The sequence below is a fragment of the Streptomyces sp. NPDC027185 genome (assembly GCF_055567035.1).
The window spans coordinates 557,403-583,026 of record NZ_JBVHRF010000004.1 but is presented as its reverse complement, the minus strand read 5'-3'; the positions used below and the strand labels follow the sequence as shown (position 1 = coordinate 583,026).

General features: G+C 74.3%; 24 protein-coding genes and 1 tRNA gene. 12 read left to right on the top strand and 13 right to left on the bottom strand.

Features of this window, described 5'->3' with window-relative positions; genetic code table 11:
* The first annotated feature begins 15 nt into the window (after nucleotides 1-15).
* A complete protein-coding gene (locus tag ACZ4M8_RS16160; RefSeq protein ID WP_467607559.1) occupies nucleotides 16-612 on the top strand; it encodes a TetR/AcrR family transcriptional regulator in 597 nt (198 codons plus the stop codon).
* Between the two features lie 383 nt (nucleotides 613-995).
* Here ACZ4M8_RS16160 and ACZ4M8_RS16155 read toward each other — a convergent pair whose 3' ends face one another.
* From ACZ4M8_RS16155 to ACZ4M8_RS16125, 7 genes are all read right to left on the bottom strand, one after another.
* Nucleotides 996-2,219 carry an acyl-CoA dehydrogenase family protein gene (locus ACZ4M8_RS16155; RefSeq protein WP_467607556.1) on the bottom strand — a complete coding sequence of 408 codons (1,224 nt, stop codon included), beginning with the start codon at nucleotides 2,217-2,219 and terminating at the stop codon, nucleotides 996-998.
* Nucleotides 2,220-2,226: 7 nt separating this feature from the next.
* Nucleotides 2,227-3,279: a phosphotransferase family protein gene (locus ACZ4M8_RS16150; RefSeq protein ID WP_467607553.1), complete on the bottom strand. Its 1,053-nt coding sequence runs from the start codon at nucleotides 3,277-3,279 to the stop codon at nucleotides 2,227-2,229.
* Between the two features lie 278 nt (nucleotides 3,280-3,557).
* Nucleotides 3,558-4,499, bottom strand: a complete 942-nt coding sequence (locus ACZ4M8_RS16145) for an MBL fold metallo-hydrolase (protein ID WP_467607552.1) — start codon at nucleotides 4,497-4,499, stop codon at nucleotides 3,558-3,560.
* 457 nt (nucleotides 4,500-4,956) lie between these two features.
* Nucleotides 4,957-5,280 (bottom strand): DUF202 domain-containing protein, encoded by a 324-nt coding sequence (locus tag ACZ4M8_RS16140; protein ID WP_467607550.1) that lies wholly within the window; start codon nucleotides 5,278-5,280, stop codon nucleotides 4,957-4,959.
* Nucleotides 5,277-5,732 carry a YidH family protein gene (locus tag ACZ4M8_RS16135; protein WP_467607548.1) on the bottom strand — a complete coding sequence of 152 codons (456 nt, stop codon included), beginning with the start codon at nucleotides 5,730-5,732 and terminating at the stop codon, nucleotides 5,277-5,279. Before ACZ4M8_RS16135 ends, ACZ4M8_RS16140 begins: the two co-directional genes overlap by 4 nt.
* Complete coding sequence (locus ACZ4M8_RS16130; RefSeq protein ID WP_467607546.1) at nucleotides 5,732-6,265, bottom strand: NUDIX hydrolase; 534 nt, start codon at nucleotides 6,263-6,265, stop codon at nucleotides 5,732-5,734. The genes ACZ4M8_RS16135 and ACZ4M8_RS16130 overlap by 1 nt, the downstream gene beginning before the upstream one ends.
* 51 nt (nucleotides 6,266-6,316) lie before the next feature.
* The gene (locus tag ACZ4M8_RS16125; RefSeq protein ID WP_467607544.1) at nucleotides 6,317-7,216 is read right to left on the bottom strand and encodes a DMT family transporter; all 900 of its coding nucleotides are present in this window, start codon (nucleotides 7,214-7,216) and stop codon (nucleotides 6,317-6,319) included.
* A gap of 375 nt (nucleotides 7,217-7,591) precedes the next feature.
* Between ACZ4M8_RS16125 and ACZ4M8_RS16120 the strand changes: the two genes are divergently transcribed.
* Complete coding sequence (locus ACZ4M8_RS16120) at nucleotides 7,592-9,247, top strand: FAD-binding dehydrogenase (protein ID WP_467607541.1); 1,656 nt, start codon at nucleotides 7,592-7,594, stop codon at nucleotides 9,245-9,247.
* A gap of 476 nt (nucleotides 9,248-9,723) precedes the next feature.
* On the opposite strand, the gene ACZ4M8_RS16115 is transcribed toward ACZ4M8_RS16120, so the two are convergent.
* The 3 genes from ACZ4M8_RS16115 to ACZ4M8_RS16105 all read right to left on the bottom strand — a co-directional run bounded on the left by ACZ4M8_RS16115 (nucleotide 9,724) and on the right by ACZ4M8_RS16105 (nucleotide 11,243).
* Nucleotides 9,724-10,125: a (2Fe-2S) ferredoxin domain-containing protein gene (locus ACZ4M8_RS16115; protein WP_467607538.1), complete on the bottom strand. Its 402-nt coding sequence runs from the start codon at nucleotides 10,123-10,125 to the stop codon at nucleotides 9,724-9,726.
* A gap of 209 nt (nucleotides 10,126-10,334) precedes the next feature.
* The gene (locus ACZ4M8_RS16110) at nucleotides 10,335-11,009 is read right to left on the bottom strand and encodes an HAD family hydrolase (protein WP_467607535.1); all 675 of its coding nucleotides are present in this window, start codon (nucleotides 11,007-11,009) and stop codon (nucleotides 10,335-10,337) included.
* Nucleotides 11,010-11,155: 146 nt separating this feature from the next.
* A tRNA-Leu gene (locus ACZ4M8_RS16105) sits at nucleotides 11,156-11,243 on the bottom strand.
* 229 nt (nucleotides 11,244-11,472) lie between these two features.
* Here ACZ4M8_RS16105 and ACZ4M8_RS16100 point away from each other — a divergent pair.
* From ACZ4M8_RS16100 to ACZ4M8_RS16090, 3 genes are all read left to right on the top strand, one after another.
* Nucleotides 11,473-12,798, top strand: a complete 1,326-nt coding sequence (locus ACZ4M8_RS16100; RefSeq protein WP_467607533.1) for a M20/M25/M40 family metallo-hydrolase — start codon at nucleotides 11,473-11,475, stop codon at nucleotides 12,796-12,798.
* Nucleotides 12,799-12,952: 154 nt separating this feature from the next.
* Nucleotides 12,953-13,186 (top strand): chaplin, encoded by a 234-nt coding sequence (locus ACZ4M8_RS16095; protein ID WP_467607531.1) that lies wholly within the window; start codon nucleotides 12,953-12,955, stop codon nucleotides 13,184-13,186.
* 138 nt (nucleotides 13,187-13,324) lie between these two features.
* A complete protein-coding gene (locus ACZ4M8_RS16090; RefSeq protein WP_467607528.1) occupies nucleotides 13,325-14,110 on the top strand; it encodes a chaplin in 786 nt (261 codons plus the stop codon).
* 214 nt (nucleotides 14,111-14,324) lie between these two features.
* Here ACZ4M8_RS16090 and ACZ4M8_RS16085 read toward each other — a convergent pair whose 3' ends face one another.
* Entirely contained in the window at nucleotides 14,325-14,513 is a 189-nt protein-coding gene (locus ACZ4M8_RS16085) for a DUF5703 family protein (RefSeq protein ID WP_006607658.1), read from the bottom strand.
* A gap of 47 nt (nucleotides 14,514-14,560) precedes the next feature.
* On the opposite strand from ACZ4M8_RS16085, the gene ACZ4M8_RS16080 reads away from it, so the two are divergent.
* On the top strand, nucleotides 14,561-15,238 hold the full coding sequence (locus tag ACZ4M8_RS16080) for a hypothetical protein (RefSeq protein ID WP_467607525.1): 678 nt from the start codon (nucleotides 14,561-14,563) through the stop codon (nucleotides 15,236-15,238).
* A gap of 466 nt (nucleotides 15,239-15,704) precedes the next feature.
* Here ACZ4M8_RS16080 and ACZ4M8_RS16075 read toward each other — a convergent pair whose 3' ends face one another.
* Complete coding sequence (locus ACZ4M8_RS16075; protein ID WP_467607522.1) at nucleotides 15,705-18,350, bottom strand: helix-hairpin-helix domain-containing protein; 2,646 nt, start codon at nucleotides 18,348-18,350, stop codon at nucleotides 15,705-15,707.
* Between the two features lie 344 nt (nucleotides 18,351-18,694).
* Here ACZ4M8_RS16075 and ACZ4M8_RS16070 point away from each other — a divergent pair, with 344 nt between their 5' ends.
* Complete coding sequence (locus tag ACZ4M8_RS16070; protein ID WP_467607520.1) at nucleotides 18,695-19,744, top strand: LLM class F420-dependent oxidoreductase; 1,050 nt, start codon at nucleotides 18,695-18,697, stop codon at nucleotides 19,742-19,744.
* Nucleotides 19,745-19,972: 228 nt separating this feature from the next.
* Entirely contained in the window at nucleotides 19,973-20,752 is a 780-nt protein-coding gene (locus ACZ4M8_RS16065; RefSeq protein ID WP_467607517.1) for a ferritin-like domain-containing protein, read from the top strand.
* A gap of 32 nt (nucleotides 20,753-20,784) precedes the next feature.
* Here ACZ4M8_RS16065 and corA read toward each other — a convergent pair whose 3' ends face one another.
* Nucleotides 20,785-21,780, bottom strand: a complete 996-nt coding sequence (gene corA / locus ACZ4M8_RS16060) for a magnesium/cobalt transporter CorA (protein ID WP_467607515.1) — start codon at nucleotides 21,778-21,780, stop codon at nucleotides 20,785-20,787.
* 47 nt (nucleotides 21,781-21,827) lie between these two features.
* On the opposite strand from corA, the gene ACZ4M8_RS16055 reads away from it, so the two are divergent.
* The 4 genes from ACZ4M8_RS16055 to mshC all read left to right on the top strand — a co-directional run bounded on the left by ACZ4M8_RS16055 (nucleotide 21,828) and on the right by mshC (nucleotide 25,551).
* On the top strand, nucleotides 21,828-22,526 hold the full coding sequence (locus tag ACZ4M8_RS16055) for a histidine phosphatase family protein (RefSeq protein ID WP_467607512.1): 699 nt from the start codon (nucleotides 21,828-21,830) through the stop codon (nucleotides 22,524-22,526).
* Between the two features lie 138 nt (nucleotides 22,527-22,664).
* Nucleotides 22,665-23,255 carry a DUF3090 domain-containing protein gene (locus tag ACZ4M8_RS16050; protein WP_399093331.1) on the top strand — a complete coding sequence of 197 codons (591 nt, stop codon included), beginning with the start codon at nucleotides 22,665-22,667 and terminating at the stop codon, nucleotides 23,253-23,255.
* Between the two features lie 5 nt (nucleotides 23,256-23,260).
* Nucleotides 23,261-24,172: an SCO1664 family protein gene (locus tag ACZ4M8_RS16045; protein ID WP_467607510.1), complete on the top strand. Its 912-nt coding sequence runs from the start codon at nucleotides 23,261-23,263 to the stop codon at nucleotides 24,170-24,172.
* Between the two features lie 149 nt (nucleotides 24,173-24,321).
* Nucleotides 24,322-25,551, top strand: a complete 1,230-nt coding sequence (gene mshC / locus ACZ4M8_RS16040; protein ID WP_467607507.1) for a cysteine--1-D-myo-inosityl 2-amino-2-deoxy-alpha-D-glucopyranoside ligase — start codon at nucleotides 24,322-24,324, stop codon at nucleotides 25,549-25,551.
* Nucleotides 25,552-25,624: the final 73 nt, after the last annotated feature.

The following is a 25,624-nucleotide window of genomic DNA, read 5'->3' as shown; positions in this document are numbered from 1 at the left end:
AAACAGGTGACGGCGATGGCCGCAACGAAGGACGGCGACGGCACGAAGCCGGTGGCACAGCGGTTGCTGGCCACCGCCACCCACCTCTTCGCGGAGCGCGGCTACGACCGCACCTCCGTCCAGGAGATCGTCGACGCGGCGGGCGTCACCAAGGGCGCCCTCTACCACTACTTCGGCTCCAAGGAGGACCTGCTCCACGAGGTCTACGGCCGGGTGCTCCGCCTCCAGCAGGAGCGCCTGGACCACTTCGCCGGCGCCGACGCGCCGGTGGAGCAGCGGCTGCGTGACGCCGCCGCCGACGTCGTCGTCACCACCCTGGAGAACCTCGACGACACCAAGATCTTCTTCCGGTCGATGCACCACCTCGGCCCGGAGAAGGACAAGCAGGTACGGGCCGAACGCCGCCGCTACCACGAACGGTTCCGTGCCCTGATCGAGGAGGGCCAGCGCACCGGCGTCTTCGCCGCAGACGTCCCCGCCGACCTCGTCGTGGACTACCACTTCGGCTCCGTCCACCACCTCGGCACCTGGTACCGCGAGGACGGCCCGCTGACCCCGCAGGAAGTGGCGGACCATCTGGCCGGGCTGCTGCTGCGGGCGTTGCGGCCGTAGGGACGAACGGGGAGCGTACCGGCGGCGGGGCCCGTGGTTGTCACGGGCCCCGCCGCCGGTGTGTTTTCCGGGCTCCGGGGTGCTTCTCATCCGTTGCGCTGGGGGCGTGGCTTCGGGGCTGGCCGTGACTGCGGCTGCGGCCGTGGCTGTGGCCGTGGCTGTGGCTGTGGCCGTGGCGTTTCCCGCTCGTCGTGGCCCGTGTGCCCGCCGTGCCTCGCCGCCCGTGGCGGGAACACCGGCCCGCCGCCCGGCGTTGTGGCCCGCAGGGGGCCCACCTCACCCCTACGGAATCCGTTCGACCCCACCCCAAGGGCCCGTACGGCGCGCCCACCCTCCCGGCACGCCGTACGCCGCTCCAGGCACCGCTCCGCGGCGCCGCCTCCCTACAGGTACCGCTTCAGCTCCCGCCGGGCCAGCGACCGCTGGTGCACCTCGTCCGGGCCGTCGGCCAGGCGCAGGGTCCGGGCCGCGGCCCACAGTTCGGCCAGCGGGTAGTCCTGGCTGACGCCGCCCGCGCCGTACAGCTGGACCGCCTTGTCGAGGATGTCGACGACGGTGCGCGGCGTGGCGATCTTGATGGCCTGGATCTCGGTGTGCGCGCCCTTGTTGCCGACGGTGTCCATCAGCCAGGCGGTCTTGAGGACCAGCAGCCGCAGCTGCTCCACCGCGACCCGCGCGTCCGCGATCCACTCCTGCACCACGCCCTGCTGGGCCAGCGGTTTGCCGAACGCCTCGCGGGAGACCGCGCGGCGGCACATCAGCTCGATGGCGCGCTCCGCCATGCCGATCAGCCGCATGCAGTGGTGGATCCGGCCGGGGCCCAGCCGCGCCTGGGCGATCGCGAAGCCGCCGCCCTCCTCGCCGATGAGGTGCGTCGCGGGCACCCGGACGTTCTCGAAGAGCACCTCGGCGTGGCCGCCGTGGTAGTGGTCCTCGTAGCCGTAGACCTGCATGGCGCGCTTGACGGTCAGGCCGGGGGCGCTGCGGGGGACGAGGATCATCGACTGCTGGCGGCGGATGTCCGCGCCGTCCGGGTCGGTCTTGCCCATGACGATGAAGATCCGGCAGTCCGGGTGCATCGCGCCGGAGATGTACCACTTGCGGCCGTTGATGAGGTAGTCGCCGGAGCCGTCGGTGGCCTTCTCGATCCGCGTCTCGATGTTCGTCGCGTCCGACGAGGCGACGTCCGGCTCGGTCATCGCGAACGCCGAGCGGATCTCCCCGGCCAGCAGCGGCTCCAGCCACTCCTTGCGCTGCGCCGCGTCGCCGAACTGCGCCAGGACCTCCATGTTGCCGGTGTCGGGCGCGGCGCAGTTCAGCGCGGTCGGCGCCAGTTGCGGGCTGCGGCCGGTGATCTCGGCGAGGGGGGCGTACTGGAGGTTGGTCAGCCCGGCGCCCAGCTCCGCGTCGGGCAGGAAGAGGTTCCACAGCCCCTGCCGCCGCGCCTCGGCCTTCAGCTCCTCCACCACCGGCGGCGTGTGCCACGGCGAGGCGAGCGCGGCGCGCTGTTCGTGCGCCGTCGCCTCGGCGGGCAGGACGTACTCGTCCATGAAGGCCAGCAGCCGCGTGCGCAGCTCCTCGGTACGGGCGTCGAATGCGAAGTCCATGGGTGCCTCAGCCTTCCTTGAGGGTGGTGAGTCCGTGGTGGATGAAGACGGGCACGAGTTCGCCGATCCGGTCGAACCCGGCGCCGACGGTCTGCCCGAGCGTGTACCGGTAGTGGATGCCCTCCAGGATCACCGCGAGCTTGAACCACGCGAACGCGGTGTACCAGGCGATCGCGGAGGTGTCCCGCCCGGAGCGCTCCGCGTAACGGGCGATCAGTTCGTCCGGCGCCGGATGGCCGGGCGCGCCGCTCGTGGTGGAGACCGGCGATTCGGCGAGCCCCAGGTCGGAGCTGTACATCGCCAGCAGTCCGAGGTCGGTCAGCGGGTCGCCGAGGGTGGACATCTCCCAGTCGAGGACGGCCGTGGGGGCGTCATCCTCGCCGATCAGGACGTTGTCGAGCCGGTAGTCGCCGTGGACGACGGCGGGCGCGGGCGAGGCGGGCAGTGCCCGGCCCAGCCCCTCGTGCAGCGTCTCGATGCCCGGCAGGTCGCGGCCCCGGGAGGCGGCCAGCTGCTTGCCCCAGCGCCGCAGTTGACGCTCCAGGAAGCCGTCCGGGCGTCCGAACCCGGTCAGCCCGACGGCCTCCGGATCGACGGCGTGCAGATCGACGAGGGTGTCGACGAGCGAGCACACCACGGCCCGGGTCCGCTCGGCGCCCAGTGGCCGCAGCTGTTCCGCGGTCCGGTACGGCACGCCCCCGACCAGCTCCATCACGTAGAACGGCGCGCCGATGACGGACGTGTCCTCGCAGAGCAGCAGCGTTGCGGGGACCGGTACCGGCGTGGGGTGCAGGGCGCTGATCACCCGGTGTTCGCGGGTCATGTCGTGCGCGGTGGCGAGGACGTGGCCGAGCGGCGGGCGGCGCACCACCCAGGAGGAGGTGCCGTCGGTGACGCGGTAGGTGAGGTTGGACCGTCCGCCCTGGATCAGCTCCGCGCGCAGCGGGCCGGCGGTCAGGCCCGGCCGTTCGCGCTCCAGGTGGCGGCGGAGCGCCTCCGGGTCGAGTCCGGGCGGCGCCTGCGCGTTCGTGCCCGGCGGGGGAGGGGTGCCCTTGCTCATGGTGGCCTCCATGCGGAGTGGACGGTCGAACGGCGCGGTGCGGTGGCGGCGCGGGGCGGGCCCGGGGGCCGTCGCCGGGCGCCCGCGTACGATCATGCCGACTAGTCGGTATGGAGTCCAGTGCCCCGGCGTGGGGGATGGGTCACGCGCCACCGAGGTGGCGGAAAAGCACGGCCCCGGCACGCGGGCGGCGCCGTACGACGGGGGCGCGGAGCGGTCCGCCCCGCGCCCCCGGTCGCCTTCCGGTGCGCGCCGTCGCCTCCCGGCGCGCCGCCCGCTCAGGCGTGACAGGCCACCGGCACCCCGCCGTTCATCACCGTCATGTCGCCGAACGCGGCCCGGACGTCCAGCGGCGCACCGGGCTCCGCGCCCTCCAGCTCCGCGTACGCCCGGTGCAGGTTGGCCACCAGCCGCTCGCTCTCGGCCAGTTCCGCGAACGGTCCGAGGTCGGCGCCGCGCGCCGCCTCCAGCGGGGTCAGCCCGGCCGCGTGACCGCGCCGCGCCAGCTCGTCGGTGAACCGCAGGTACGCCTCGACGGTGTCGTACACCTCGGGCCCGGTCACCGGCCCGTGGCCCGGCACCACCGTCGTCGCGTCCAGCGACCGCAGCAGCTCCAGCGCGCGCAGCGACCCGGCGAGCGACCCCATGAACACGAACGGCGTGCCGCCGTTGAAGACCAGGTCACCGGTGAAGACGGTGCGCTGCCGCGGCAGCCACACCACCGTGTCGCCCCGGGTGTGCGCGACACCCGGGTGGATCAGCCGCACCTCGGTGTCGCCGACGTACAGCGTCAGGCTGTCGGTGTACGTCAGCGACGGCGGGGTCAGCACGATGTCGCCGAAGTCGGTCTGCGGCCACACCGCCTCCAACTGGTGCCCGGCCGCGAGGAGTTCGCTGCGGCAGGCGGTGTGCCCGATGATCGTCGCCGCCGGGGCGAAGACGGCGTTGCCGTAGGTGTGATCGCCGTGGTGGTGGGTGTTGACGACGGTACGCGGCGCGGGCGCCCCGCTCTCCGCGATCCGCCGGGCCAGCAGCCGCGCCCGGCGCTCGGTCGCGGCGGTGTCCACCAGCAGCGTCGTCCCGCCGTCGGTCACCACCCCGGCGTTGTTCAGACACCAGCCGCCGTCCGGCTGGACGAACGCGGAGACACCCGCGGCCACCTCGGTCAGCCCCGGCTCCTCGGGGACGGCTTCGGACGCGGGACGGGTGATGCGGCACATGGGCGGGCTCCTCGGGGTGACGGTATTCCACCCGCCGCCCGGAGACCCGGCGCCGGACCATGGCGCCACCCCGGCACGGCGGCCGCGCCACCGTACCGCCGCGCCCCCGGCCCCGGCCGCGCCGCCCACGCGCGACGCCACGAGCGGACGTACGGGCCGGGGGAGACCGCCGGACCTGGCCGTTCTTCCACCGGTCGGGCGCTACGGCGCAGGGCCGGGGCGCTGCTGAGCAACGGGAGTACGCGCCTCGCGGTCCCGGCCTTCACCTCTTGGCTCCGGCCTCCCTTTCGCGGGTCCCGGCCTCCGCCGCCTCGCCGGATCTCCTGCCGCGGCCCTCGCCGTCCACTGCCGGGCGCGGGGCCGGGCCCGCCCGCCGTGAGGCTCACCCGCGGGAGGCGAACCCGGCCCGCCCCGTACAAGGCCCCCGCCGCCCGGCACCGTTCCCCGCCGGCTCCCCTCACCCCCCGCCGACCACCACCCCGCCCAGCACCGCCACCGCGACCGTGCACAGGGCGGCGAGGCCCGCGCAGCGGGCGGGCAGGGCCGACGGGCGGCCGGTGGCCAGCGCCCGCATCCGGCGATGGGCCGTCAGACCGAAGAGCAGCCAGGCAACGCCCGTCAGCGCCACGGCGACGGTCGCCGCCGCGCCCGGCGCCGTGCCCCGGGTCAGCCGCCGGACGGCCAGCGCCACCACGACCGTGCAGGAGAGCGTGGTCCGCCGCCAGGCCAGCCGGGTGCGTTCCGGCTGGAGCCCGGGGTCCCGCGCCGCGCCCCCGCTCACCGCGTCCAGCCGACCGCGACGAGCACCACCATCGCGGCGGCCAGCGCCCCCACGACCAGCGCCAGCAGCGACGGGAAGCGCGTCATCGGCAGATCCTCGCCGCGCCGCATCGCCCGCTCGCACCGCACCCAGTGGTGCACCGCCCGCACCCCGCACAGCGCCCCGGCCGCCAGCAGCACCACCGTGAACACCGTCCGCAGCCCCGGATGCAGCCGCGGCAGGAACTGATCCACCGCGAAACCGCCGCCGACCAGCGCGAGCCCGGTCCGCAGCCACGCCAGCAGGGTCCGCTCGTTCGCCAGCGAGAAGCGGTAGTCGGGGGTGCGGCCCTCCGCACCGATGCGCGCCGGCGACCACCACAGCCGCACCGCCTCCCGCACCGGCCGCCCGCGACGGCGCGCCCCGCCGCCCGGCCCCGTCGCCCCGCCCCCGGGCTCCCCGACCTCCGTCATCAGCGGCCCTCGCCGGCGCGCCACCGCGCGAGCCGCCGGTACGCCGCGAGCCCGTCCGGCGTCCACGGCCACTCGTCCAGCCGCCGCGCCAGCTCCTCCTCGGTGACGAAGGCGTGCCAGGCCACCTCCGACTCCTGCGGCGCCACCGGCAGCGCGCACCGCACCTCGTACACCGCCGACCACCACTGGCCGCCGTCCCCCTCGTAGAGGAACGAGAAGCGGTGCTCGGGCCGGTCGAGCCCCTGGACGCCCAGCTCCTCCTCGGCCTCCCGCAGCGCCGCGTCGTCGTAGCGCTCCCCGGCGCCCACCACTCCGCCGACGAACATGTCGTAATACCCGGGGAAGACCAGCTTCCGGTCCGTCCGGCGGTGGACGAAGATCCGGTCCTGCGGGTCGCGGACGAGGATGAACGTGCAGCGGTGCCGCAGCCCCCGGGCGTACACCTCGCCGCGTGGCGCCCGGCCCACCACCCGGTCCTGCTCATCGACGATGTCGAGCACTTCGTCCGCGTCGAGCGGTTGCTGATCGGTCATACCGCCATGCAACCACCGGCCCGCCGCCTGTGGGCCGTCGGGCCCGCCGCCTCAGCGCGGTGCGAGCGTCCGTGCCCGGGGGTGCGGCCCCGACCCCGGCGGCATCGCCGGATGACGGCCGATCAGCACGATCCCCACCACGATCGCCACGATCCCGGCCGCCTGCCAGGCCAGCGCGCCCGGCGTCATCCGCAGCCGGTCGCCGAGGAACCCGACCCCGCACGCGATGCCGGCCAGCGGCTGCGCCGCCGTCAGCGCCGGCAGCGACAGCCGCAGCGGCGCCGTCTCGAACGCGCTCTGCACCAGCACCAGCGCCGTCACCCCGAGCGCCACCACCGCGTACGGCTGCCAGCTCGTCGCCACCGCCGCCCAGCCGCCGGCGGTGAACCGGTCTCCGCTCATCCGCGTCAGCGCGTCCTGCAACCCGTAGAGCAGCCCCGCCGCGGTGCCCAGCAGCGCCGCCTCCAGCGCCATCCACACCCGCTTCGCGACCGCCGTCAGCAGCAGCGCCGTCCCCAGGACCACGCCGATGATCAGCCACTGCCGCAGCGGATCGGCGGTCGCCTGCCCGCCGTGCGGCCGTCCCGCCACGATGAACGCGCTCACCCCGCCCGCCAGCAGCCACAACCCGGCCCACCCGCTGCGCCCCAGCCGCTGTCGGGTCAGCCACCGCGACAACGCCATCGCGAACAGCAGATTGGTCGCCAGCAACGGCTCGACCAGCGTGATGTCCCCCATCCCCAGCGCGATGGCGCCCAGCGCCATCCCGCAGACCATCAGCCCGATCCCGGCCAGCCAGCGCGGCATCCGCGCCAGATCGAGCAGCAGCCGCAGCGAGAGGAAGTCCTTCATCGGCGCGTGCTGCGCCGCCGCCTGCTGGAAGACGAACCCCAGCCCCAGACAGCACGCCGCACCGACGGACAGCACGATCACAGTCACGGACACGGACATACACCTCGTATCAGGCGGTATGGAGGTGAGCCCGAGGATATCCACCCCACCCGCACCCTGCCCTGGCCCCACTCCACCGCGCGCCGCCCCCACCGGCCGGCCCCGAGCCCCGGAACCCTCACCCGTCCCCGTACGACGCCCCGCACGCAGCCCCTCGGGCCCGGCCGCACCCCCGCCACCGGCCCCGCGCCCTCCGGAAGCCGGGCCCGGCCCCGAGCCTGAGCCCCCGCGCCCCACCGCCGGCCTCACGCGACCCGCCCCACCCTCCGTGCTGACCGGTCGGTAGGACTGTTGACGCCCGCACCGGCCTGCGCGGAGGATCGGACCACCACGGCGTCCGGGGCGTCCGGCGCGCCCCGGTGAGGAGAGCTGACGATGGCGTACGACGCTGATGTGATCGTGATCGGAGCGGGTCTGGCCGGCCTCGCGGCCACCGCGGAACTGGCCGACGCGGGACGGAAGGTGATCCTGCTCGACCAGGAGCCCGAACAGTCCCTCGGCGGCCAGGCCCACTGGTCCTTCGGCGGCCTCTTCCTCGTCGACTCACCCGAGCAGCGCCGCCTGCGCATCCGCGACAGCCACGACCTGGCCTGGCAGGACTGGCTCGGCACCGCCGGATTCGACCGCCCCGAGGACCACTGGCCCCGCAAATGGGCCGAGGCGTACGTCGACTTCGCCGCCGGCGAGAAGCGCTCCTGGCTGCACCGCCAGGGCGTCCGCCTCTTCCCCGTCGTCGGCTGGGCCGAGCGCGGCGGCTACGACGCCACCGGCCACGGCAACTCCGTCCCGCGCTTCCACATCACCTGGGGCACCGGCCCCGGCCTCGTCGCCCCCTTCGCCCGCCGGGTGCGCGCCGGCGCCGCCCGCGGCCTGGTCGACCTCCGCTTCCGCCACCGTGTCACCGGCCTGACCAGCACCGCGGGCGCCGTCGACACCGTCAGCGGCGACCTCCTCGTCCCCTCCGACGCCGAACGCGGCACCCCCAGCAGCCGCGAGACGGCCGGCACCTTCACCCTCCGCGCCCAGGCCGTGATCGTCACCTCCGGCGGCATCGGCGGCAACCACGAGCTGGTCCGCGCCAACTGGCCCGAACGGCTCGGCACCCCGCCGCGCCACATGCTCTCCGGCGTCCCCGCCCACGTCGACGGCGCGATGCTCGGCGTCGCCGAGAAGGCCGGCGCCCGCCTCATCAACCGCGACCGGATGTGGCACTACACCGAGGGCATCGACAACTGGAACCCGATCTGGCCGCAGCACGGCATCCGCATCCTCTCCGGCCCGTCCCCGCTCTGGCTCGACGCCACCGGCAAACGCCTGCCCGTGCCGCTCTTCCCCGGCTTCGACACCCTCGGCACCCTCGACCACATCATGCGCACCGGCCACGACCACACCTGGTTCGTCCTCACCCGGAAGATCATCGAGAAGGAGTTCACCCTCTCGGGCTCCGAACAGAACCCCGACCTGACCGGCAAATCCATCCGCGACGTCCTCGGCCGCGCCCGCGGCGGCACCCCCGGCCCCGTCCAGGCGTTCCTCGACCACGGCACCGACTTCCTCACCGCCCGCACCCTGCCCGCCCTGGTCCGCCAGATGAACGACCTGACGGGCGAACCGCTGATCGACGAGGCCGCGCTCACCCGCGAGGTCGTCGCCCGCGACCGCGAACTGGCCCACCCCTTCACCAAGGACCTCCAGGTCACGGCCATGCGCGGCGCCCGCAAGTTCCTCGGCGACCGCCTCATCCGCACCGCCGCCCCGCACCGCCTGCTCGACCCCAAAGCCGGCCCGCTCATCGCCGTACGGCTGCACATCCTCACCCGCAAGACCCTCGGCGGCCTGGAGACCGACCTCTCCTCCCGCGTCCTGACCGACGACGGCACCCCTCTGCCCGGCGTCTACGCGGCGGGCGAGGCGGCCGGCTTCGGCGGCGGCGGCGTCCACGGCTACCGCTCCCTCGAAGGCACCTTCCTCGGCGGCTGCCTCTTCTCCGGCCGCACCGCGGGCCGCGCGGCAGCACGCGCCCTCGCCTGAACGGTCCCTCCCGGCGCACCGCCCCGCGAGCCCTCCCCGAGGCACTCCGACCGGGACGCGCGACCTTCCCCGAACGGGCCCTTCACCGCGCACCCGTGACCCGGCAGGCCCGCTCCGGTGCCCCGCCCCGGCCGCGGCGCGCACCGCCCTGACCCGCGGATGCGCGACGGCGCCGCACCGGCTTCCCGCCCGTACGACCCGTCGCGTATCCCCGGCACACACCGTCCGGAACGGCGCCGCCGCAGCGACGGAACACGCGGTACGGAACGGAGCGCCGGGCGCGGCCGGGCCTCCGGGAAGGGCGGGCCACTGGTCAGGGCAGCCTCCGGGCAAGGGCGGCCTCCGGCCCTCCGGCCCTCCGGCCCTCCGGGCCAAGGCGGCCCTCCGGGCCAAGGCGGCCCTCCGGGCCAAGGCGGGCCTCCGGGCCAAGGCGGGCCGTCGCCCCTCGCACCGTGAGCGGCGACGCCCCGCCCCGCTCAGTCCTCCAGCGCCGCCCGCACCCGCCGCGACACCGTGAACGTGTACAGATCGAGCACCCCGGGCGGCTCGGCCAGACCGGGCCCGCCGGCCCGTATCCACGCCGCGATGTCCGCCAGCGCGTCCTCGTCGTTGACCAGCCCCAGCCACACCGGACGCCCGCCCGCGGCCCGGCCGGCCGCCGACGGCTGGACCACGACCACGTTCGCCTGATCACAGACGTCCAGGCACTCCGAGGCCCGCACCGGCGCGGCACCCCCGAGCGCCGCCCGCAGCCGCGGAATCTGCCCGGCATGATCGACACCGGGCACCTTCGCCCCGTCACCACAGCAGCAACCACGGCAGACGGTGACCCGGCACGGAGTCTCGGCGGCCACCCGCCCGGAACGCTTGGAACTCATCCGGCCCATGCTACGTGCGCCCGGACCCCACCCACGGGCCACCACCCCTTCCCGTACACGCCCCACCTGCGACACCGCGCAACCTCGGACGCAAGGAGCCGGGCCGTGCCCCGGACCCGCTCACCGCACCACCTCCGGCGCCGCCGGACAACCCCGGGCGAAGAGGAACCGCGACCGTCCCCGAGCCGGTCACCGCACCCCGGGCCCGCTCAGAAATGCCGCACCAATTCCCCGAACGACCCGAGCCGCAGCACCTTCCCGTCCGCCGGATCCAGCTCCGCGTGCTCCAGCACCCACGTCCGGTCGTGCGGGATGAACACCGCGTTCAGCCCCGCCGACCGCGCCGGCAGGATGTCCGACCGTGGCGAGTTGCCGATCATCCACGCCTCCTCCGGCGCCACGCCGTACTCCCGCACCAGCCCCTCGTACGTGGCGGTCTCCTTCTCCGGCACGATGTGCACGCCCCGGAAGTGCCCGCCCAGCCCGGACGCGGCGACCTTGCGCCGCTGCTCCTCCGTCTCGCCCTTGGTGAGCAACAGCAGCTCATGGCGCCCGGCCAGCTCCGCCAGCGTCCGCTCCACCCCGTCGATCAGTTCCACCGTCCCGCCGTCGAACGCCGCCGCCCACCCGGCGATCCGCGCCGCCTCCCGCGCGTTCGCCTCCCGCCCCCGCAGCCGCGCCAGACACTCCCCGAGACTGCGCAGAAAAACCTTGCTGCCGTACCCGTACGTCACCGCGTTCGCCGCCTCGATCCCGTCGAGCACGGCCCGCACCTCGTCCCGCCCGAGTCCGGGACGCTCCATCCAGTCCAGGAACTCCTCGATGACCCGCTCGAAGATCACGTTGTTCTCCCACAACGTGTCATCCGCGTCGAAGATCAGCATCCGCCCGCCCTTCCCCGCACCACTCCACCGACGGCGCGCAGGCTACGGGTGCGGGCCCTGCGGACGCACCGGAATTACCGGGCGCGCCCACACCGCCGCCCCCGCCCGGAAAAGCAAGAAGACCCCAGATCAACTGGGGTCTTCGCTGGTGTCCGAGGGGGGACTTGAACCCCCACGCCCGATAAAGGGCACTAGCACCTCAAGCTAGCGCGTCTGCCATTCCGCCACCCGGACAAGGTGTCTGCCGTTGCGGCCTGGGCCGTTCCGACAGAGAAAACAATAGCAAACCTTTCGGGGTGCTCGATCACCCGCGTGCCGCACCCGGCGCGCGCCTGTGACCAGGGCATGTCGGCAGCATTGCGGCCTTGGGCGGAGCCCGGCCGGGGTGGAGGATGGCGGGTGGACCCCGCCGCGGGCGGCTCCTCGGGGGAGCGCGCCGCGGCCGTGAACCCAAGGAGGCAGCGTGAGCGAGTCACAGCCGGCCCGTACGGTCACCGGCGAGGACGAGGTCGTCGACCTGTGCCGGGACCTGATCCGGATCGACACCAGCAATTACGGTGACCACTCCGGCCCCGGCGAGCGCGTCGCGGCGGAGTACGTCGCGGAGAAGCTCGCGGAGGTCGGGCTGGAGCCGCAGATCTTCGAGTCCCACCCGGGCCGGGCCTCGACGGTCGCCCGCATCGAGGGTGAGGACAGCTCCCGCCCGGCCCTGCTCATCCACGGCCACACCGACGTCGTCCCGGCCAATGCCGACGACTGGACCCACCACCCGTTCTCCGGCGAGGTGGCCGACGGGTGCGTCTGGGGCCGCGGCGCCGTGGACATGAAGGACATGGACGCGATGACGCTGGCGGTCGTCCGCGACCGGATGCGCTCCGGCCGCAAGCCGCCCCGCGACATCGTGCTGGCCTTCCTCGCCGACGAGGAGGCCGGCGGCACGTACGGCGCCCGCCACCTCGTCGACAACCACCCCTCTCTCTTCGAGGGCGTCACCGAGGCGATCAGCGAGGTCGGCGGCTTCTCGTTCACCGTCAACGAGAACCTGCGGCTCTACCTCATCGAGACGGCGCAGAAGGGCATGCACTGGATGAAGCTCACCGTGGACGGCACCGCCGGCCACGGCTCGATGATCCACCGCGACAACGCCATCACCGAACTCTCCGAGGCCGTCGGCCGGCTGGGCCGCCACGAGTTCCCGGTACGTGTCACCAAGACGCTCCGCCACTTCCTGGACGAACTGGGCGACGCGCTGGGCACCGAACTCGACCCGGAGAACATGGAGGACACCCTGGCGAAGCTCGGCGGCATCGCCAAGCTCATCGGCGCCTCCCTGAAGAACACCGCCAACCCCACCCAGCTCGGCTCCGGTTACAAGGTCAATGTCATCCCCGGCCAGGCCACCGCCCATGTCGACGGCCGTTTCCTGCCCGGCTACGAAGAGGAGTTCCTGGCCGATCTCGACCGGCTCCTCGGCCCCCGCGTCAAGCGCGAGGACGTCCATGCCGACAAGGCCCTGGAGACCAGTTTCGACGGAGCGCTGGTCGAGGCGATGCAGTCGTCGCTGCTCGCCGAGGACCCGATCGCGAAGGCCGTGCCGTACATGCTCTCGGCCGGTACGGACGCCAAGTCGTTCGACCGGCTCGGCATCCGCGGCTTCGGGTTCGCGCCGCTGAAGCTGCCGCCGGAGCTGGACTTCGCGGGCATGTTCCACGGCGTCGACGAGCGGGTGCCGGTGGACGGGCTGAAGTTCGGCGTCCGCGTGCTGGACCGCTTCATCGACGCGAGCTGAGACCCTCTCAGAGAGGGGGAACTGCCCAACATCTAGGGGTTTTTCGCCGGAAAGAGTGAATGCTGTGCCTTGTTCGTAGCCTGAACGCCCTCCGTCTCGTTACAGGCTGTGCGGTCCGCGGCTGGGATCGCACTGCCAACGTAGGAGGATTTACATGATCAAGAAGGTCGTCGCTGCCGCGGCGCTCACCGGTGGATTCGTGCTCGCCGGCGCGGGCCTGGCCGTTGCCGACTCGGGAGCCTCGGGTGTCGCCGTCGGCTCCCCGGGTGTGGCTTCCGGCAACGTGATCCAGGTGCCGGTGCACATCCCGGTGAACGTCTGCGGCAACACGGTCTCCGTGATCGGGCTGTTGAACCCCGCCTTCGGCAACACCTGCATCAACGACTGAGGTCGCTCTGCACCCGTAAGGGTCCGACCCGGTCGGCTCCGGAGCGCCTCCCGCGTTCCGGAGCCGCTGGGGATTTCGGCGGGCGGTGCGCTCCCGCGTCCGTCCGCATTCGCAAGGCACAAGGCAGGGGAACAACCTATGAGACAGGTCGCACGCAAGGGCCTGATCACCGTGGCGGCCGCAGGCGGCATCCTGGCCGCCACCGTCGGCTACGCACACGCCGACGCGGGCGCCCGGGGAGGCGCGGCACACTCACCCGGTGTCGCATCCGGCAACTCCGTGCAGGTCCCGGTCCACGTACCGGTCAACGCCTGCGGCAACACCGTCAACGTCGTCGGCCTGCTGAACCCCGCGATGGGCAACAGCTGCGCCAACGGCTCCGGCGCCCACGGGACTTCACCGGGCGCCGGCCAGTCCGACCAGGGCGGCAAGCCCGCAGGTCAGGGCGGGGAGCAGGGCGGCGGGCACGGCAGCCCGTCGCACGGCTCGTCCGCCGAGGGCGGCGCCACCGGCTCGCCGGGTGTGGCGTCCGGCAACAACGTCCAGGTGCCGGTCGACATCCCGGTCAACGCCTGTGGCAACAGCATCGACGTCATCGGCGCGCTCAACGGCGCCTCCGGCAATGAGTGCGGCAACGACGCGGTCCCGACCCGGCCGGCCCACCCGGCCGAGCCGGGGAAGCCCGGGAAGCCGGAGAAGCCGTCGGAGCCGCAGCGCCCCGGTGAGCCGGTGAAGGAGCACCCCTCCACACCGGGACCGCGGCCGCAGACGGAGTCGCACGCCAAGATCGTCACTACTCCGGGGCCGACGCGTGAGCTCGCGCACACCGGTGCCGGATCGATCGGGTACGCGGCCTCGGCCAGCGCCGGGCTGATGCTCGGCGGCGCACTGCTCTACCGCAGGGCACGCGCCGCACGCGGCTGAGCAGCGCCTTCACGGCAGCGCAGAACGGAGCGGGCCCCGCCACACCGGCGGGGCCCGTTCCGTATGTCCGTGAGCGGTATGGCTGCGAGCGGTCGCGCGGCGCCGTTGCGTCCGGCTACCGAGCGGCGGCGGGTGCGCAGCCCACAGGGCGGTACGCCGCGCCCCGGTGGGCGCGGCGTACCGCCGGTGTGCACCGTCACCGGGTGGGGGACGGTCACCAGGTGGCGCGGAGCTGGCGGATGATCCGGCGGCGCAGCCGCACCTTGCGGCTGCCGTCGGGATTCAGCCGCAGGCGGTCCAACTCCCAGTGTCCGTACTCGGCGTGGTCGGTCAGCAGGCGTGTGGCGGCCTTACGGGAGACCCCCCGCGGCACGTACACATCGCAGAATTCGTATTCCGGCATCGCATCTATTGTGCGGGACCGGCCCCGGTACGGATAGCGTCTGCCTTATGTCTGATGCTGCGCAGCCTTCCGCTGCCGAGGTACGTGCCGCCGCCGAGGCGGTCAAAGCCGCACTGGACCGTCACCTCGACGCGGTGGAACGCCGCGCGGGGCAGGACGGTCCCGCCGTCTACGCCGCGTTCGACGAACTCGCCGCCGCGGCAGAGGTCTACGACGAGCTGCTCTACGACACCTACGACGAAGTCACTCCCTTCGAGATCCCCGGAAGTGACCACCTCCCCGCCTACCAGGGGCCGGAGGAGCCCAACGCGCTGAGCGTGCTGATCCGCCGGGACTACGCGGTCGCCGATCCGCAGCGGCTGCTCCATCAGGCACAGCGCGTCGCCGATCTCGACCCGGACTCCGCGGACGACGCCCGTGCCCCGGGGGAGGGCCGTGCCGCGGCGGGCTCCAGCGTGTACGCGGCGCTCGGGGTCCTCTTCGGTGAGTTCGAACCGGACGAAATCGCCTCCCGGCACAAGGAGTTCGGTCTGGAGGAAGGCGACTCCACGCTGTGGGTCGCGGCGGCCGACGATCCGGCCGAGCCGGGGGAGTGGCTGTCCGAGCCGTTCGAGGACATCGATCCGCAGCAGGTGGTCTGCCGATTCGACGTCAGCTCGGTCTTCGACGAGGAGCTGGACGAGGACGAGGGGGACGGCCGCGGGCGGACCGAGCGGGGCCGCTGAGCGCCCGGCCCCGGTGCGCGGTGCCCTGGTGAGCCCCGCGCACCCGCCCTGAACCAGGTCGGTCCGGTCCGGTCGGTCCGATCCGATCCGGTCGATCCGGCCGGATCCGGTACTGCCCCGGTCCGTCGGGAACGTAGATGTTCCCGACGGACCGGGGCAGTCGTGTGTGCCGGGTGGCGGGGCCGGGGCAAGGCCGCGTGTGGGTGTCTGCCTGGTCGCCGGGGCGCCGTCCCGGACGCGCTGTTGGGGGCGGGGCGGAGGTGTGCGGTGCTGCCCGGACCTGCGGTGCCCCTTGTGTGGGGGCCGGAGCGTGCGGATCAGTGCGGCGCGTACCGGTTCGTCCCGGCCGTGCGGCTGAACGCGGACCCTGCCGGGGCTGCGGCCTCGGCCGGAGTCCTCGTACCGGGCCGGGCGGGTCGGGCACGTGTACGCCCCGGGCGTGGCGGTGGCGCCCGGGGCGGGTGGGTCAGTTCGGAAGGGGCGTTTCCGCCGGGGGCTCCGTGTTCTGTTGCTGGAGGAGGGTGCGCAGGCGGGTGGTGCGGTCCTTGGCCGGGATGTCGGCGACGGCGCGGGGGAGGGCCTGGTCGACGCCCTGGACCACCGAGAGATGGCGTTCGCCGCGGCTGAACGCGGTGTAGACCCATGCGCGGTTCAGGCCCTGGGCGGCGTCGCCGGGCAGGACCACGACGGCCGCGGGCCAGCGCATCCCGGCCGCCTGGTGGGCGGTGAGCGCCCAGCCGTGCCGGACGGCGCCGGCCTCGACGCGGGCACGGTCGACGACGAGGACCGCGCCGTCGCAGTCCAGCCGCAGTCCGTCGGCGTCCGCTCCGATGACCGTGGCGGGCACGGTGCGCCCCGGGGCGGGGGAGTGGGCGACGCGGTCCCCCGGGTCGAAGCCGCCGAACCGGCCGGGGCCCGGATTGAGCCGTTCCTTCAGCGCGGCGTTGAGCGCGCGGGTGCCGGCCGAGCCGCCGTGGCCGACGGTGATGACCTGTGTGTCCTGTGACGGAACGCCCAGTGCCCGGGGCACCGAGTCGGCCACCAGCTGGACCGTGCGGTGCACCGCCTCCGGTGCGTCCCGTACGGGGACGATCACCACCTCCTTGCCGGGCGCCTCCACCGGATTCAGCTCCCCGATGCCGATACCGGAGACCAGCTCGCCGACGGGGCCGAAGTCCGGGGTGCGCGAGGCGATCTGCGGGCAGCAGCGGGCGGCCAGCAGATCGGCGAAGAGGCGGCCGGGCCCGGCGGACCAGAGCACCCCCGGGTCACCGCTGAGCACCAGCCGGACCCCGTCGGCCAGCGACTCGATGAGCACCGCCGCGGTCTCCAGATCGAGCTGCGGGGCGTCGAGGACGACGAGCAGATCGAGGGCGAGCGCCCCGTCCGCGTCCCGGCCCGGCCCCTCCTGGCCGGAGAGCAGCCCGGCGACGGTGACCGCGGCCTCCGCGTCCTGGGCGGGGAGCTGGGCGGCCAGCCGGGCGCGGCCGTTGCCGGTGTGGGTCGCGGCGTACGCGCGCAGCCCCAGGGCGCGGGCGGCGGCGACCAGCGCGGCGGGCTCGGCACGGGCCGCCTCGGCGCCGGTGTGGGTCACCAGGCCGCTGTCGGCCACCGCCCGGATCAGCTCCCCCGCGGAAGGGGAGGACGCCGCCGAAGCCGCCGCCTCCCACTCCGCGGCGGACGGCCGCGCGGGCCCGGCTGCGGGGGCGTTCCCGCCGCCGCCGTCGCCGGGGGCGGGGGTGGTGTCGTCAGCCACCGCGGGGGCGCTGCCGCCGTCCGTGGTTTCGGGGCCTGCCGCCCCCGCGTCCCGGGGTGCCGCCGCGGCTGGCGCCCCGGCCTCCGGCACCGCCTCCCCGGCTGCCGCCGTGGCACCGGGCCCGGTCTCCGCGGCCTCCGGAGTCTTCGGCCCGGCCACGGCTGCCGCGTCGGCCTCCGCCTCCTCCGGCGCCGCGCCGCGTGCGCCGTCTCCCGCCGCCTCGAACGTGGAGAGCAGCCGGGTGAGGCCCTCGGCGACGCTCTCCTCGGCCATGGCGTAGCGGTCGAGGCCCAGGAGCACCCGTACGGGGGCCTCCTCCTCGTCGTCCGGGGCGGTGTGCGCGGGGCCCGCGGTGTCGAGGGGGTCCTGGAAGACGAGGGCGGCGCCTTCGGCGAGGGCGTGCTGGAGCGCTTCGTCCGGGTCCGGCACGGCCCGCTGGGCGAGTGCCGCCCGCAGCGCGGCGGCCTCCAGCGCGGAGTGTCCGGCCAGCGCGGCCTGCTCCAGCAGCCAGCCGACGAGGGCGGCGGCGCGCCGCTCGTCGCCCGGCCCGCAGGCGGCGCCGAGCAGCGCGCGGGCGAAGGTGTCGGCCTGCTCGGGCCGGACGCCGGGCACCGCGAGCAGCTGCCACGGGTCCTCGCGCAGCGCCTGCCCGGCCCGCTCCCCGAGGACCTCGGCCGCCTTGCCCGCCAGCGCCTCCGGGGCGCCGCCGGCCGCCAGCACCTGGCGTACGCCGTCGATGCCCTCGGCGGTGGGTGGCAGGGGACGGGGCGGCGCGGCCGGCTCCGGCCGCGCCGCCCCGGCGGGGGCCGCCGCCCGTGCCGGGGCGTCGCCGGGTGTCCCCGGGGTGCCCTGCGGAGGCCGCGCGGCGCCCGCGGGGGGCGGTGCCGCCGTGGGCCGGGCGGCCGGGACCCGCGGCGCCTCGGTGAAGAACGACGCGGCGGAGCGCTCCCCGCTCTCCACCGCCCGCACGGCGGCCGCCAGCGCCGCCGCCGTGGCCTTTCCGCCCGGGGCCGTCGGGCCGGACACCGCACCACCGGAGCCGTGCGCCCCTTCGGCACTCCCCGCGCCCTGCTGCGCCCCGCCCGTACCGCCTGCCGGTCCGGCCTCCGCCCGGCCCCCAGGAGAAGCCGCTCCCGCCCGCTCAGCCTCGGTCCGGCCCACCGGGGCAGCCGTCTCCTCCGAGGCGTCCGCCGGTCCGCCCGGGGCGTCCGTCCCCGCCGGCTCCTCCGGGGTGGCCGCCTCCGCCGGGCCGCCGGACGCGGCCGGCTCCGGGGCCGCCTCCGCGGGGGCGGGCGGGGTGCCGGGCGCGGCCTTCTGCTCGGGCGCGGTCTCGCCGGCGGGGCGGTCGGTGCTCACAGCGTGCTCCAGTGGTGATCGGAAATGGTGGTGGGCCGGGCCGGGACGCCGTCCGGCGCCCGGATGATCTCGTCAGGAAGCGTAAGCGCCGCCACTGACAACGCCGCCGTACGCTGCGCCGGCGTCCTCCGTCCCTGGGCGGCCATCCGAAGACCGGCCGGCGCAGGCCGTACGGCGGCGCGCTCCGGCACAGGCCACCGCTCCACGAGGCTCCCCATACCGCCCGAGGCTAGGTGCCGCGGGCCGTGCGCGGGGGGCCTGTGGACAACCCGCTCATGACGGCGGGCCGCGGTGCGCGCTAGAGTCCCCGGAACGTGACGTTACTGATCGGTAAGGGGAGCGGCATGAGGCTTGGCATCAACCTCGGGTACTGGGGCGCCGGGATGGACGGCGACAACCTCGCCGTGGCGCAGGAGGCGGACCGGCTCGGCTACGCGGTCTGCTGGGCCGCCGAGGCGTACGGATCCGACGCCCCCACCGTCCTGTCCTGGGTCGCCTCCCGCACCGAACGGATCGACGTCGGCTCGGCGATCCTCCAGATCCCGGCGCGTACCCCCGCGATGACCGCGATGACCGCGGCCACCCTTGACTCGCTCTCCGGCGGCCGTTTCCGGCTGGGCCTCGGCGTCTCCGGGCCGCAGGTCTCCGAGGGCTGGTACGGCGTGAAGTTCGACAAGCCGCTGGCCCGCACCCGCGAGTACGTCGACATCGTCCGCAAGGCGCTCTCCCGCGAGCGCCTGTCGTACGAAGGCGCGCACTGGACGCTGCCGCTGCCCGGCGGTCCGGGCAAGCCGCTCAAGCTCACCGTCCACCCGACCCGTGAGCGCATCCCGCTCTACATCGCGGCGATCGGCCCGAAGAACCTGGAGCAGACCGGCGAGATCGCCGACGGCGCCCTGCTGATCTTCCCCTCCGCCGAGCACCTGGAGGAGACCGCGCTCGCGCCCCTGCGGGCGGGCCGCGCCAAGGCCGGGCTGACGATGGACGGGTTCGACGTCTGCCCGACGCTGCCGCTCGCCGTCGGCGACGACGTCGACGCGCTGGCCGACATGTTCCGCCCGTACACCGCGCTGTACGTCGGCGGGATGGGCAGCCGCAAGCAGAACTTCTACAACAAGCTCGCCACCCGTATGGGATACGGCGCGGAGGCCGCCGAGATCCAGGACAGGTACCTGAGCGGCGACAAGGACGGCGCCGCCGCCGCCGTGCCACGGCAGCTGATCGACCAGACGTCGCTGCTCGGGCCCGTCGAGCGGATCGCGGAGCGGATGCAGGCGTACGCCGCCGCGGGCGTCACCACGCTGACGCTGGCGCCCGCCGGGTTCACCCTGGACGAGCGGATCGCCGCCCTGCGCGCGGGCACCGAGGCACTGGAGAAGGCCGGCCTCGCCTGAGACGGGAAGCCGCCCGGTGCGCGGGCACCGGGCGGCTTGCGGACCGCGGCCGTGGTGGGGGCTCGGGGGGCCTCCCCGCCACGGCCGTCACCGGGGACAACGCCATGCCGTCCGCCCGGTTACGTCCCGGCTCCTTCGCACGGAGGAACGATCCTTCGCCTCCGGTTGCCGGGCGCGCCGCCCCGCCCTTGACTTTTCCTCCAGGCATGTCCTTCGGAGGTGGCGCTGATGCTCTCGGCCCGGAGCCTGTTCAGGGAAATCGTCGGCAACGACGAGGCGTACCGACTCTTCTGCTCCATCGCCGCGGGCGGGGAGTCCCAGGGCGGCTGGGAGAACGGGCGGATCGCCGCCCTCATGCCCGACACCCGGCGCGACCTGGCACCGAAGGCCGCCCGGCACGGCGCCGACGAGGACAAACACGGCCGGATCTTCCGCGCCCTGCTGCGCAAACGCGGTCTGGAGGCGGCCACCGTGCCCGCCGCGGCCGACTACACCATGCTCCTGGAACGCCGCGGAATCGGCCTCGCCCACGACCGGCTGCGCGCCGCCGAAGCGCTCACCGAGGAGGACGTCATCACCTACCTCGCGCACAGCCGGGTCACCGAGCAGCGCGCGTCCGAGCAGATGCGGCTGCTGTGCAAGCACTTCGCCGACCATCCCGAGCTGGGCCGCGCGGTCCGGATGATCTCCCACGACGAGGACAACCACCTCGCCTACTGCCATGAGGAACTGCTCCGCCTCGCCCGCGACGGCCACGGCCGCACCATCCAGCGGATCCTGCGTGACTGCGCGCTCGCCGAGATCGCCGTCCACCGCGACGTCAGCCTCGCCGTCATGGACCGCATGGGCCGCATCCTCGGCTGGCCCGCCCCCAAGGCGGCCCTGCTCGCCGCCGGTATCCACCTGCTCTACGGCTACGAACGCCTCGTCGGCTGGCGGCGGATGGTCAGCCTCACGATGCCCGAGCGGCGCGACGCCCTGGGCGGGCCGGTCACCGAGTACGCCTGAGCCCGGGGGGCCGCGGGCCCGCGCCCCCCGGTTCAGAGCCAGCCGCGCCGCTTGAACAGCCGGTACAGCGAGAACTCGACGACCGCCATCGCCAGCAGCACCCCGGCGTAGCCGTAGCGCCAGCCCAGCTCCGGCATGCTGTGGAAGTTCATGCCGTACACCCCGGCGATCAGGGTGGGTACGGCGGCCAGCGCCGCCCATGCGGAGATCTTGCGCATGTCGTCGTTCTGCCGTACCCCCATCTGCGCCAGATGCGCGGAGAGGATGTCGGACAACAGCCGGTCCAGGGCGTCCACCGAGTCGTTGGCGCGCGCCAGATGGTCGCTGACGTCGCGGAAGAAGGGCCGCGAGCCGTCGTGCACGAACGGCACGCCGTTCCCCTGGAGACGGGCCATCGGCTCGGTCAACGGGCCCGTGGCGCGGCGGAATTCCATCACCTGGCGTTTGAACGCGTAGATCTCGGCGGCGGTGTTCCGGCTCTCCGAGCGGTCCGGGGAGAAGACCTCTGCCTCCAGGTCCTCCAGATCCGTCTGGAGTTCGCCGGCCACCTCCATGTAGTGGTCGACCACCGCGTCGCTGACCGCGTAGAGGACCGAGGTCGGGCCGTGCCGCAGGATGTCCGGCTGGTGCTCCAGACGCCGCCGGACGGCCGCCAGCGGGCCGGTCTCGCCGTGCCGGACGGTGACCACGAAGGCGTCGCCGACGAAGACCATCAGCTCCGTGGCGGTCACGGTGGCCGCGGCGTCGTCGTAGGCGACCGGTTTGAGCACCAGGAACAGCGAGTCGTCGTAGACCTCCAGCTTCGGCCGCTGGTGCGCCTTGAGGGCGTCCTCGACGGCCAGCGGGTGCAGTCCGAACTCGCCGCTGATCCGCTCGAACTCCGCCGGCGTCGGCTCATGGACGCCCAGCCACAGGAAGGCGTGGCCGCGCTCGCGGCGGGCCTCCCGGAGCGCGGTCGGGAAGTCGTCGGGCAGCTCCGTGCGGCGCCCGTCCCGGTAGATGGCGCAGTCCACGATCACACCTGGCATTCTCGCCCCGGTCCCGGACTCCTGCCAGGGAACGTAGGGTGGCCGCCATGCCCACGCTGATCCTGGTGCGGCACGGCCGCTCCACCGCCAACACCTCCGGCGTCCTCGCGGGCCGGACAGCCGGAATCGCCCTGGACGAGCGCGGTACGGCGCAGGCCGCGGCGCTCCCCGCCCGGCTCGCGGAGGTGCCGCTGGCCGCCGCCGTCACCAGTCCGCTCCAGCGCTGCCGCCAGACGCTCCGCCCGCTGCTCCAGGCCCGCCCCGAGCTGGTGCTGCACGCCGAGGACCGCATCAACGAGTGCGACTACGGCGACTGGTCGGGCCGCAAGCTCGCCGAGCTGAGCGGCGAGCCGCTGATGGAGGTCGTCCAGCGGCACCCGTCGGCCGCCGCCTTCCCCGGGGGCGAGTCGATGCGGGCCATGCAGGCGCGCGCGGTGGACGCCGTGCACGACTGGAACGCCCGGATCGAGACGGCGCACGGCCCGGACGCGACGTATCTGATGTGCTCGCACGGCGACATCATCAAGGCGCTGGTCGCCGAGGCGCTCGGCCTCCACCTCGACCTCTTCCAGCGCATCTCCGTCGAGCCCTGTTCGGTCACCGCGATCCGCTACACCCGGCTGCGGCCCTTCCTCGTACGCCTCGGTGACACCGGGGACTTCGGCGGGCTGGTGCCCGCGCCGGACGCGGCGGGCGCCGGGGACGGCGGAGAGGCGGCCGTGGGCGGTGGTGCGGGAGCACCGTGATCAGCGGGCGCAGTAGGGTGGTGCGACGGCGCTGTCCGTGACACCTCTGCGAACCGTGCCGTGAGCGCACTGACCGCACGGAACCCAGGGGCCGCAGCGACCGCTCAGCCCCCGCAGTCGAGCAATCGGAGCAGGACCTTGTCCCGTCAGGTGTTCTTCTACGACGCGCCGGACCGCTTCGTGGCCGGTACGGTCGGGCTGCCTGGCCGCCGGAGCTTCTTCCTCCAGGCCACCGCGGCAGGCCGGACCACCAGCGTCGCCCTGGAGAAGACGCAGGTCGCCGCGCTCGCCGAGCGGATCGACGAGTTGCTGGACGAAGTGGTGCGGCGCAGCGGCGGCAACGCCCCGGTGCCCGCCGTCGCGCCCTCGGAGCTGGCCGACACCGCGCCGCTGGAGACGCCGGTGGAGGAGGAGTTCCGCGTCGGCACGATGGCGCTCGCCTGGGACGGCGAGGACGAGCGCATGATCATCGAGGCGCAGGCGCTGGTCGAGCTGGACGCCGACAGCGAGGAGGACCTCGCCGAGGCCGAGGAGCGGCTGCTCCAGGACGACGAGAACGGCCCCCCGATGCTGCGGGTGCGGATGACCGGCACCATGGCGCGCGCCTTCGCCAAGCGCGCCCTGGAGGTGGTCAACGCCGGGCGTCCGCCGTGCCCGCTGTGCAGCCTGCCCCTCGATCCCGAGGGCCACGTCTGCCCGCGCCAGAACGGCTACCGGCGGGACGCCTGATCGCCATGGAACCCACCGCAGAACCGGCGCTCCCCGGCCCCGCCGCACCGTCCGCCGGTCCGGCCGGCGAGGACCGGGACGCCGGCCGCGAGACCGTCCCGGCGGCGCTCCCGGACGACGAGGACCTTCAGGCAGCCTTCCTGAGCGAAGGGGAGCTGACCGTCCGCGGCCGGATCGAGGAAGCCTCCAACGCGGTCCTCTTCTGCACCGTCACCCACGACGGCCGCACCGCGGACTGCGTCTACAAGCCCGTCGCCGGCGAACGGCCGCTGTGGGACTTCCCCGACGGCAACCTCGCCCAGCGCGAGGTCGCCGCGTACGAGATCTCCCGGGCGACGGGCTGGGGCCTGGTCCCCGTCACCGTGCTGCGCGAGGGGCCGTACGGGACCGGCATGGTGCAGCGGTGGATCGAGGTGCCGGGCGAGGAGGAGATACCGCCGCTGCTGGCGCTGGTCGAGGGCGACGAGCCCGGACCGGGCTGGAAGGCGGTCGGGTTCGCGGAGACCGGGCAGGGGCGTCCGGCGCTGCTGGTCCACGCCGACGACACGCGGCTGCGGCGGCTGGCGGTGCTCGACGCGGTGCTCAACAACGGAGACCGCAAGGGCGGTCATCTGCTCCCGGGGCCCGGCGGGCGGCTCTTCGCCATCGACCACGGTGTGACCTTCCACACCGACGACAAACTCCGCACCCTGCTGTGGGGCTGGGCCGGGGAGCCGCTGCCCGCCGAGGCGGTCACGGTGCTGGAGGGGCTCCGCGCCGAGTTGGCGGCGGGCCGCCCGCTCGCCACCCGGTTGGCCGCACTCCTCACCGCCGCCGAAACCGCCGCCCTGCGCGCCCGTGTGGCGGCGCTGCTCGCCTCCGGCCGGCACCCCGAGCCCGGTGGCGACTGGCCGCCGATCCCCTGGCCGCCGGTCTGACACGGCCCCGGCGCCCGGCGCGCGGGCGGCCGCGGGGCGCGCGGACCGGCGCGCGAAGCACGTTCCGGTATCGAACGCAAGAACGCCTATCAGGCCAATACCGGCCCTCCGGTTCGTATGCGGAACCAGCATCCGGTTAGGCTCAAGGCATGCATGCATGGCCCGCTTCTGAGGTCCCCGCCCTGCCCGGTCAGGGCCGCGACCTGAGGATCCACTCCACTGCGACCGGCGGACGGGTGACCCTCGACCCCGGTCCCGTCGCCCGTATCTACGTCTGCGGCATCACGCCGTACGACGCCACCCACATGGGGCACGCGGCGACCTACAACGCGTTCGACCTCGTGCAGCGCGTGTGGCTCGACACGAAGCGCCAGGTTCACTACGTGCAGAACGTCACGGATGTCGACGACCCGCTGCTGGAGCGGGCCGTCGCCACCGGGGACGACTGGACGGCGCTCGCCGAGCGCGAGACCGCGCTGTTCCGCGAGGACATGACGGCCCTGCGGATGCTCCCGCCCCGCCACTACATCGGAGCCGTCGAGGCGATACCCGGCATCGTCCCGCTCGTCGAACGGCTCCGCGACAACGGCGCCGCCTACGAACTGGACGGTGACATCTACTTCTCCGTCGAGTCCGACACCCATTTCGGTGAGGTCTCCGGGCTCGACGCCGCGGCGATGCGGCTGCTCTCCGCCGAGCGCGGCGGCGACCCGGAGCGCGAGGGCAAGAAGAACCCGCTCGACCCGATGCTGTGGATGGCCGCCCGTGACGGCGAGCCGAGTTGGGACGGCGGCTCGCTGGGCCGTGGCCGCCCCGGCTGGCACATCGAGTGCGTGGCCATCGCCCTGGAACACCTCGGCATGGGCTTCGACGTCCAGGGCGGCGGCTCCGACCTGGCGTTCCCGCACCACGAGATGGGTGCCTCGCACGCCCAGGCGCTCACCGGCGAGCACCCGTTCGCCAAGGCGTACGTGCACGCCGGGATGGTGGGTCTGAACGGCGAGAAGATGTCGAAGTCCAAGGGCAACCTGGTCTTCGTCTCGAAGCTGCGCCGCGACGGTGTCGACCCGGCCGCGATCCGGCTGGCGCTCCTGTCGCACCACTACCGCAGCGACTGGGAGTGGACCGACGCGGTCCTGACGGAGGCCGTGGAGCGGCTGGCCCGCTGGCGCGCCGCCGTCTCCCGCCCCGACGGCCCGCCCGCCGAGGCGCTCCTGGAAGAGGTCCGTACGGCCCTCGCCGACGACCTGGACGCTCCCGCGGCGCTGGCCGCCGTCGACCGCTGGGCCGCCGCCCAGGAGTCCGGCGGCGGCAGCGACGAGGGCGCGCCGGGCCTGGTCTCGCGGACGGTGGACGCACTGCTGGGCGTCGCCCTGTAGCCGCCCACCGACCCCGAAGGGGCGCCTCCGCACCGGCGGGGGCGCCCCTTTCCGTACCCGGCGGCCCGATGGC

Coding starts and splice junctions, on each gene's coding strand:
- ACZ4M8_RS16160 (WP_467607559.1), top strand. CDS start 16: ATGGCCGCAACGAAGGACGGCGACGGCACGAAGCCGGTGGCACAGCGG.
- ACZ4M8_RS16155 (WP_467607556.1), bottom strand. CDS start 2,219: ATGGACTTCGCATTCGACGCCCGTACCGAGGAGCTGCGCACGCGGCTG.
- ACZ4M8_RS16150 (WP_467607553.1), bottom strand. CDS start 3,279: ATGAGCAAGGGCACCCCTCCCCCGCCGGGCACGAACGCGCAGGCGCCG.
- ACZ4M8_RS16145 (WP_467607552.1), bottom strand. CDS start 4,499: ATGTGCCGCATCACCCGTCCCGCGTCCGAAGCCGTCCCCGAGGAGCCG.
- ACZ4M8_RS16135 (WP_467607548.1), bottom strand. CDS start 5,732: ATGACGGAGGTCGGGGAGCCCGGGGGCGGGGCGACGGGGCCGGGCGGC.
- ACZ4M8_RS16130 (WP_467607546.1), bottom strand. CDS start 6,265: ATGACCGATCAGCAACCGCTCGACGCGGACGAAGTGCTCGACATCGTC.
- ACZ4M8_RS16125 (WP_467607544.1), bottom strand. CDS start 7,216: ATGTCCGTGTCCGTGACTGTGATCGTGCTGTCCGTCGGTGCGGCGTGC.
- ACZ4M8_RS16120 (WP_467607541.1), top strand. CDS start 7,592: ATGGCGTACGACGCTGATGTGATCGTGATCGGAGCGGGTCTGGCCGGC.
- ACZ4M8_RS16115 (WP_467607538.1), bottom strand. CDS start 10,125: ATGAGTTCCAAGCGTTCCGGGCGGGTGGCCGCCGAGACTCCGTGCCGG.
- ACZ4M8_RS16110 (WP_467607535.1), bottom strand. CDS start 11,009: ATGCTGATCTTCGACGCGGATGACACGTTGTGGGAGAACAACGTGATC.
- ACZ4M8_RS16095 (WP_467607531.1), top strand. CDS start 12,953: ATGATCAAGAAGGTCGTCGCTGCCGCGGCGCTCACCGGTGGATTCGTG.
- ACZ4M8_RS16090 (WP_467607528.1), top strand. CDS start 13,325: ATGAGACAGGTCGCACGCAAGGGCCTGATCACCGTGGCGGCCGCAGGC.
- ACZ4M8_RS16085 (WP_006607658.1), bottom strand. CDS start 14,513: ATGCCGGAATACGAATTCTGCGATGTGTACGTGCCGCGGGGGGTCTCC.
- ACZ4M8_RS16080 (WP_467607525.1), top strand. CDS start 14,561: ATGTCTGATGCTGCGCAGCCTTCCGCTGCCGAGGTACGTGCCGCCGCC.
- ACZ4M8_RS16070 (WP_467607520.1), top strand. CDS start 18,695: ATGAGGCTTGGCATCAACCTCGGGTACTGGGGCGCCGGGATGGACGGC.
- ACZ4M8_RS16065 (WP_467607517.1), top strand. CDS start 19,973: ATGCTCTCGGCCCGGAGCCTGTTCAGGGAAATCGTCGGCAACGACGAG.
- corA (WP_467607515.1), bottom strand. CDS start 21,780: ATGCCAGGTGTGATCGTGGACTGCGCCATCTACCGGGACGGGCGCCGC.
- ACZ4M8_RS16055 (WP_467607512.1), top strand. CDS start 21,828: ATGCCCACGCTGATCCTGGTGCGGCACGGCCGCTCCACCGCCAACACC.
- ACZ4M8_RS16045 (WP_467607510.1), top strand. CDS start 23,261: ATGGAACCCACCGCAGAACCGGCGCTCCCCGGCCCCGCCGCACCGTCC.
- mshC (WP_467607507.1), top strand. CDS start 24,322: ATGCATGCATGGCCCGCTTCTGAGGTCCCCGCCCTGCCCGGTCAGGGC.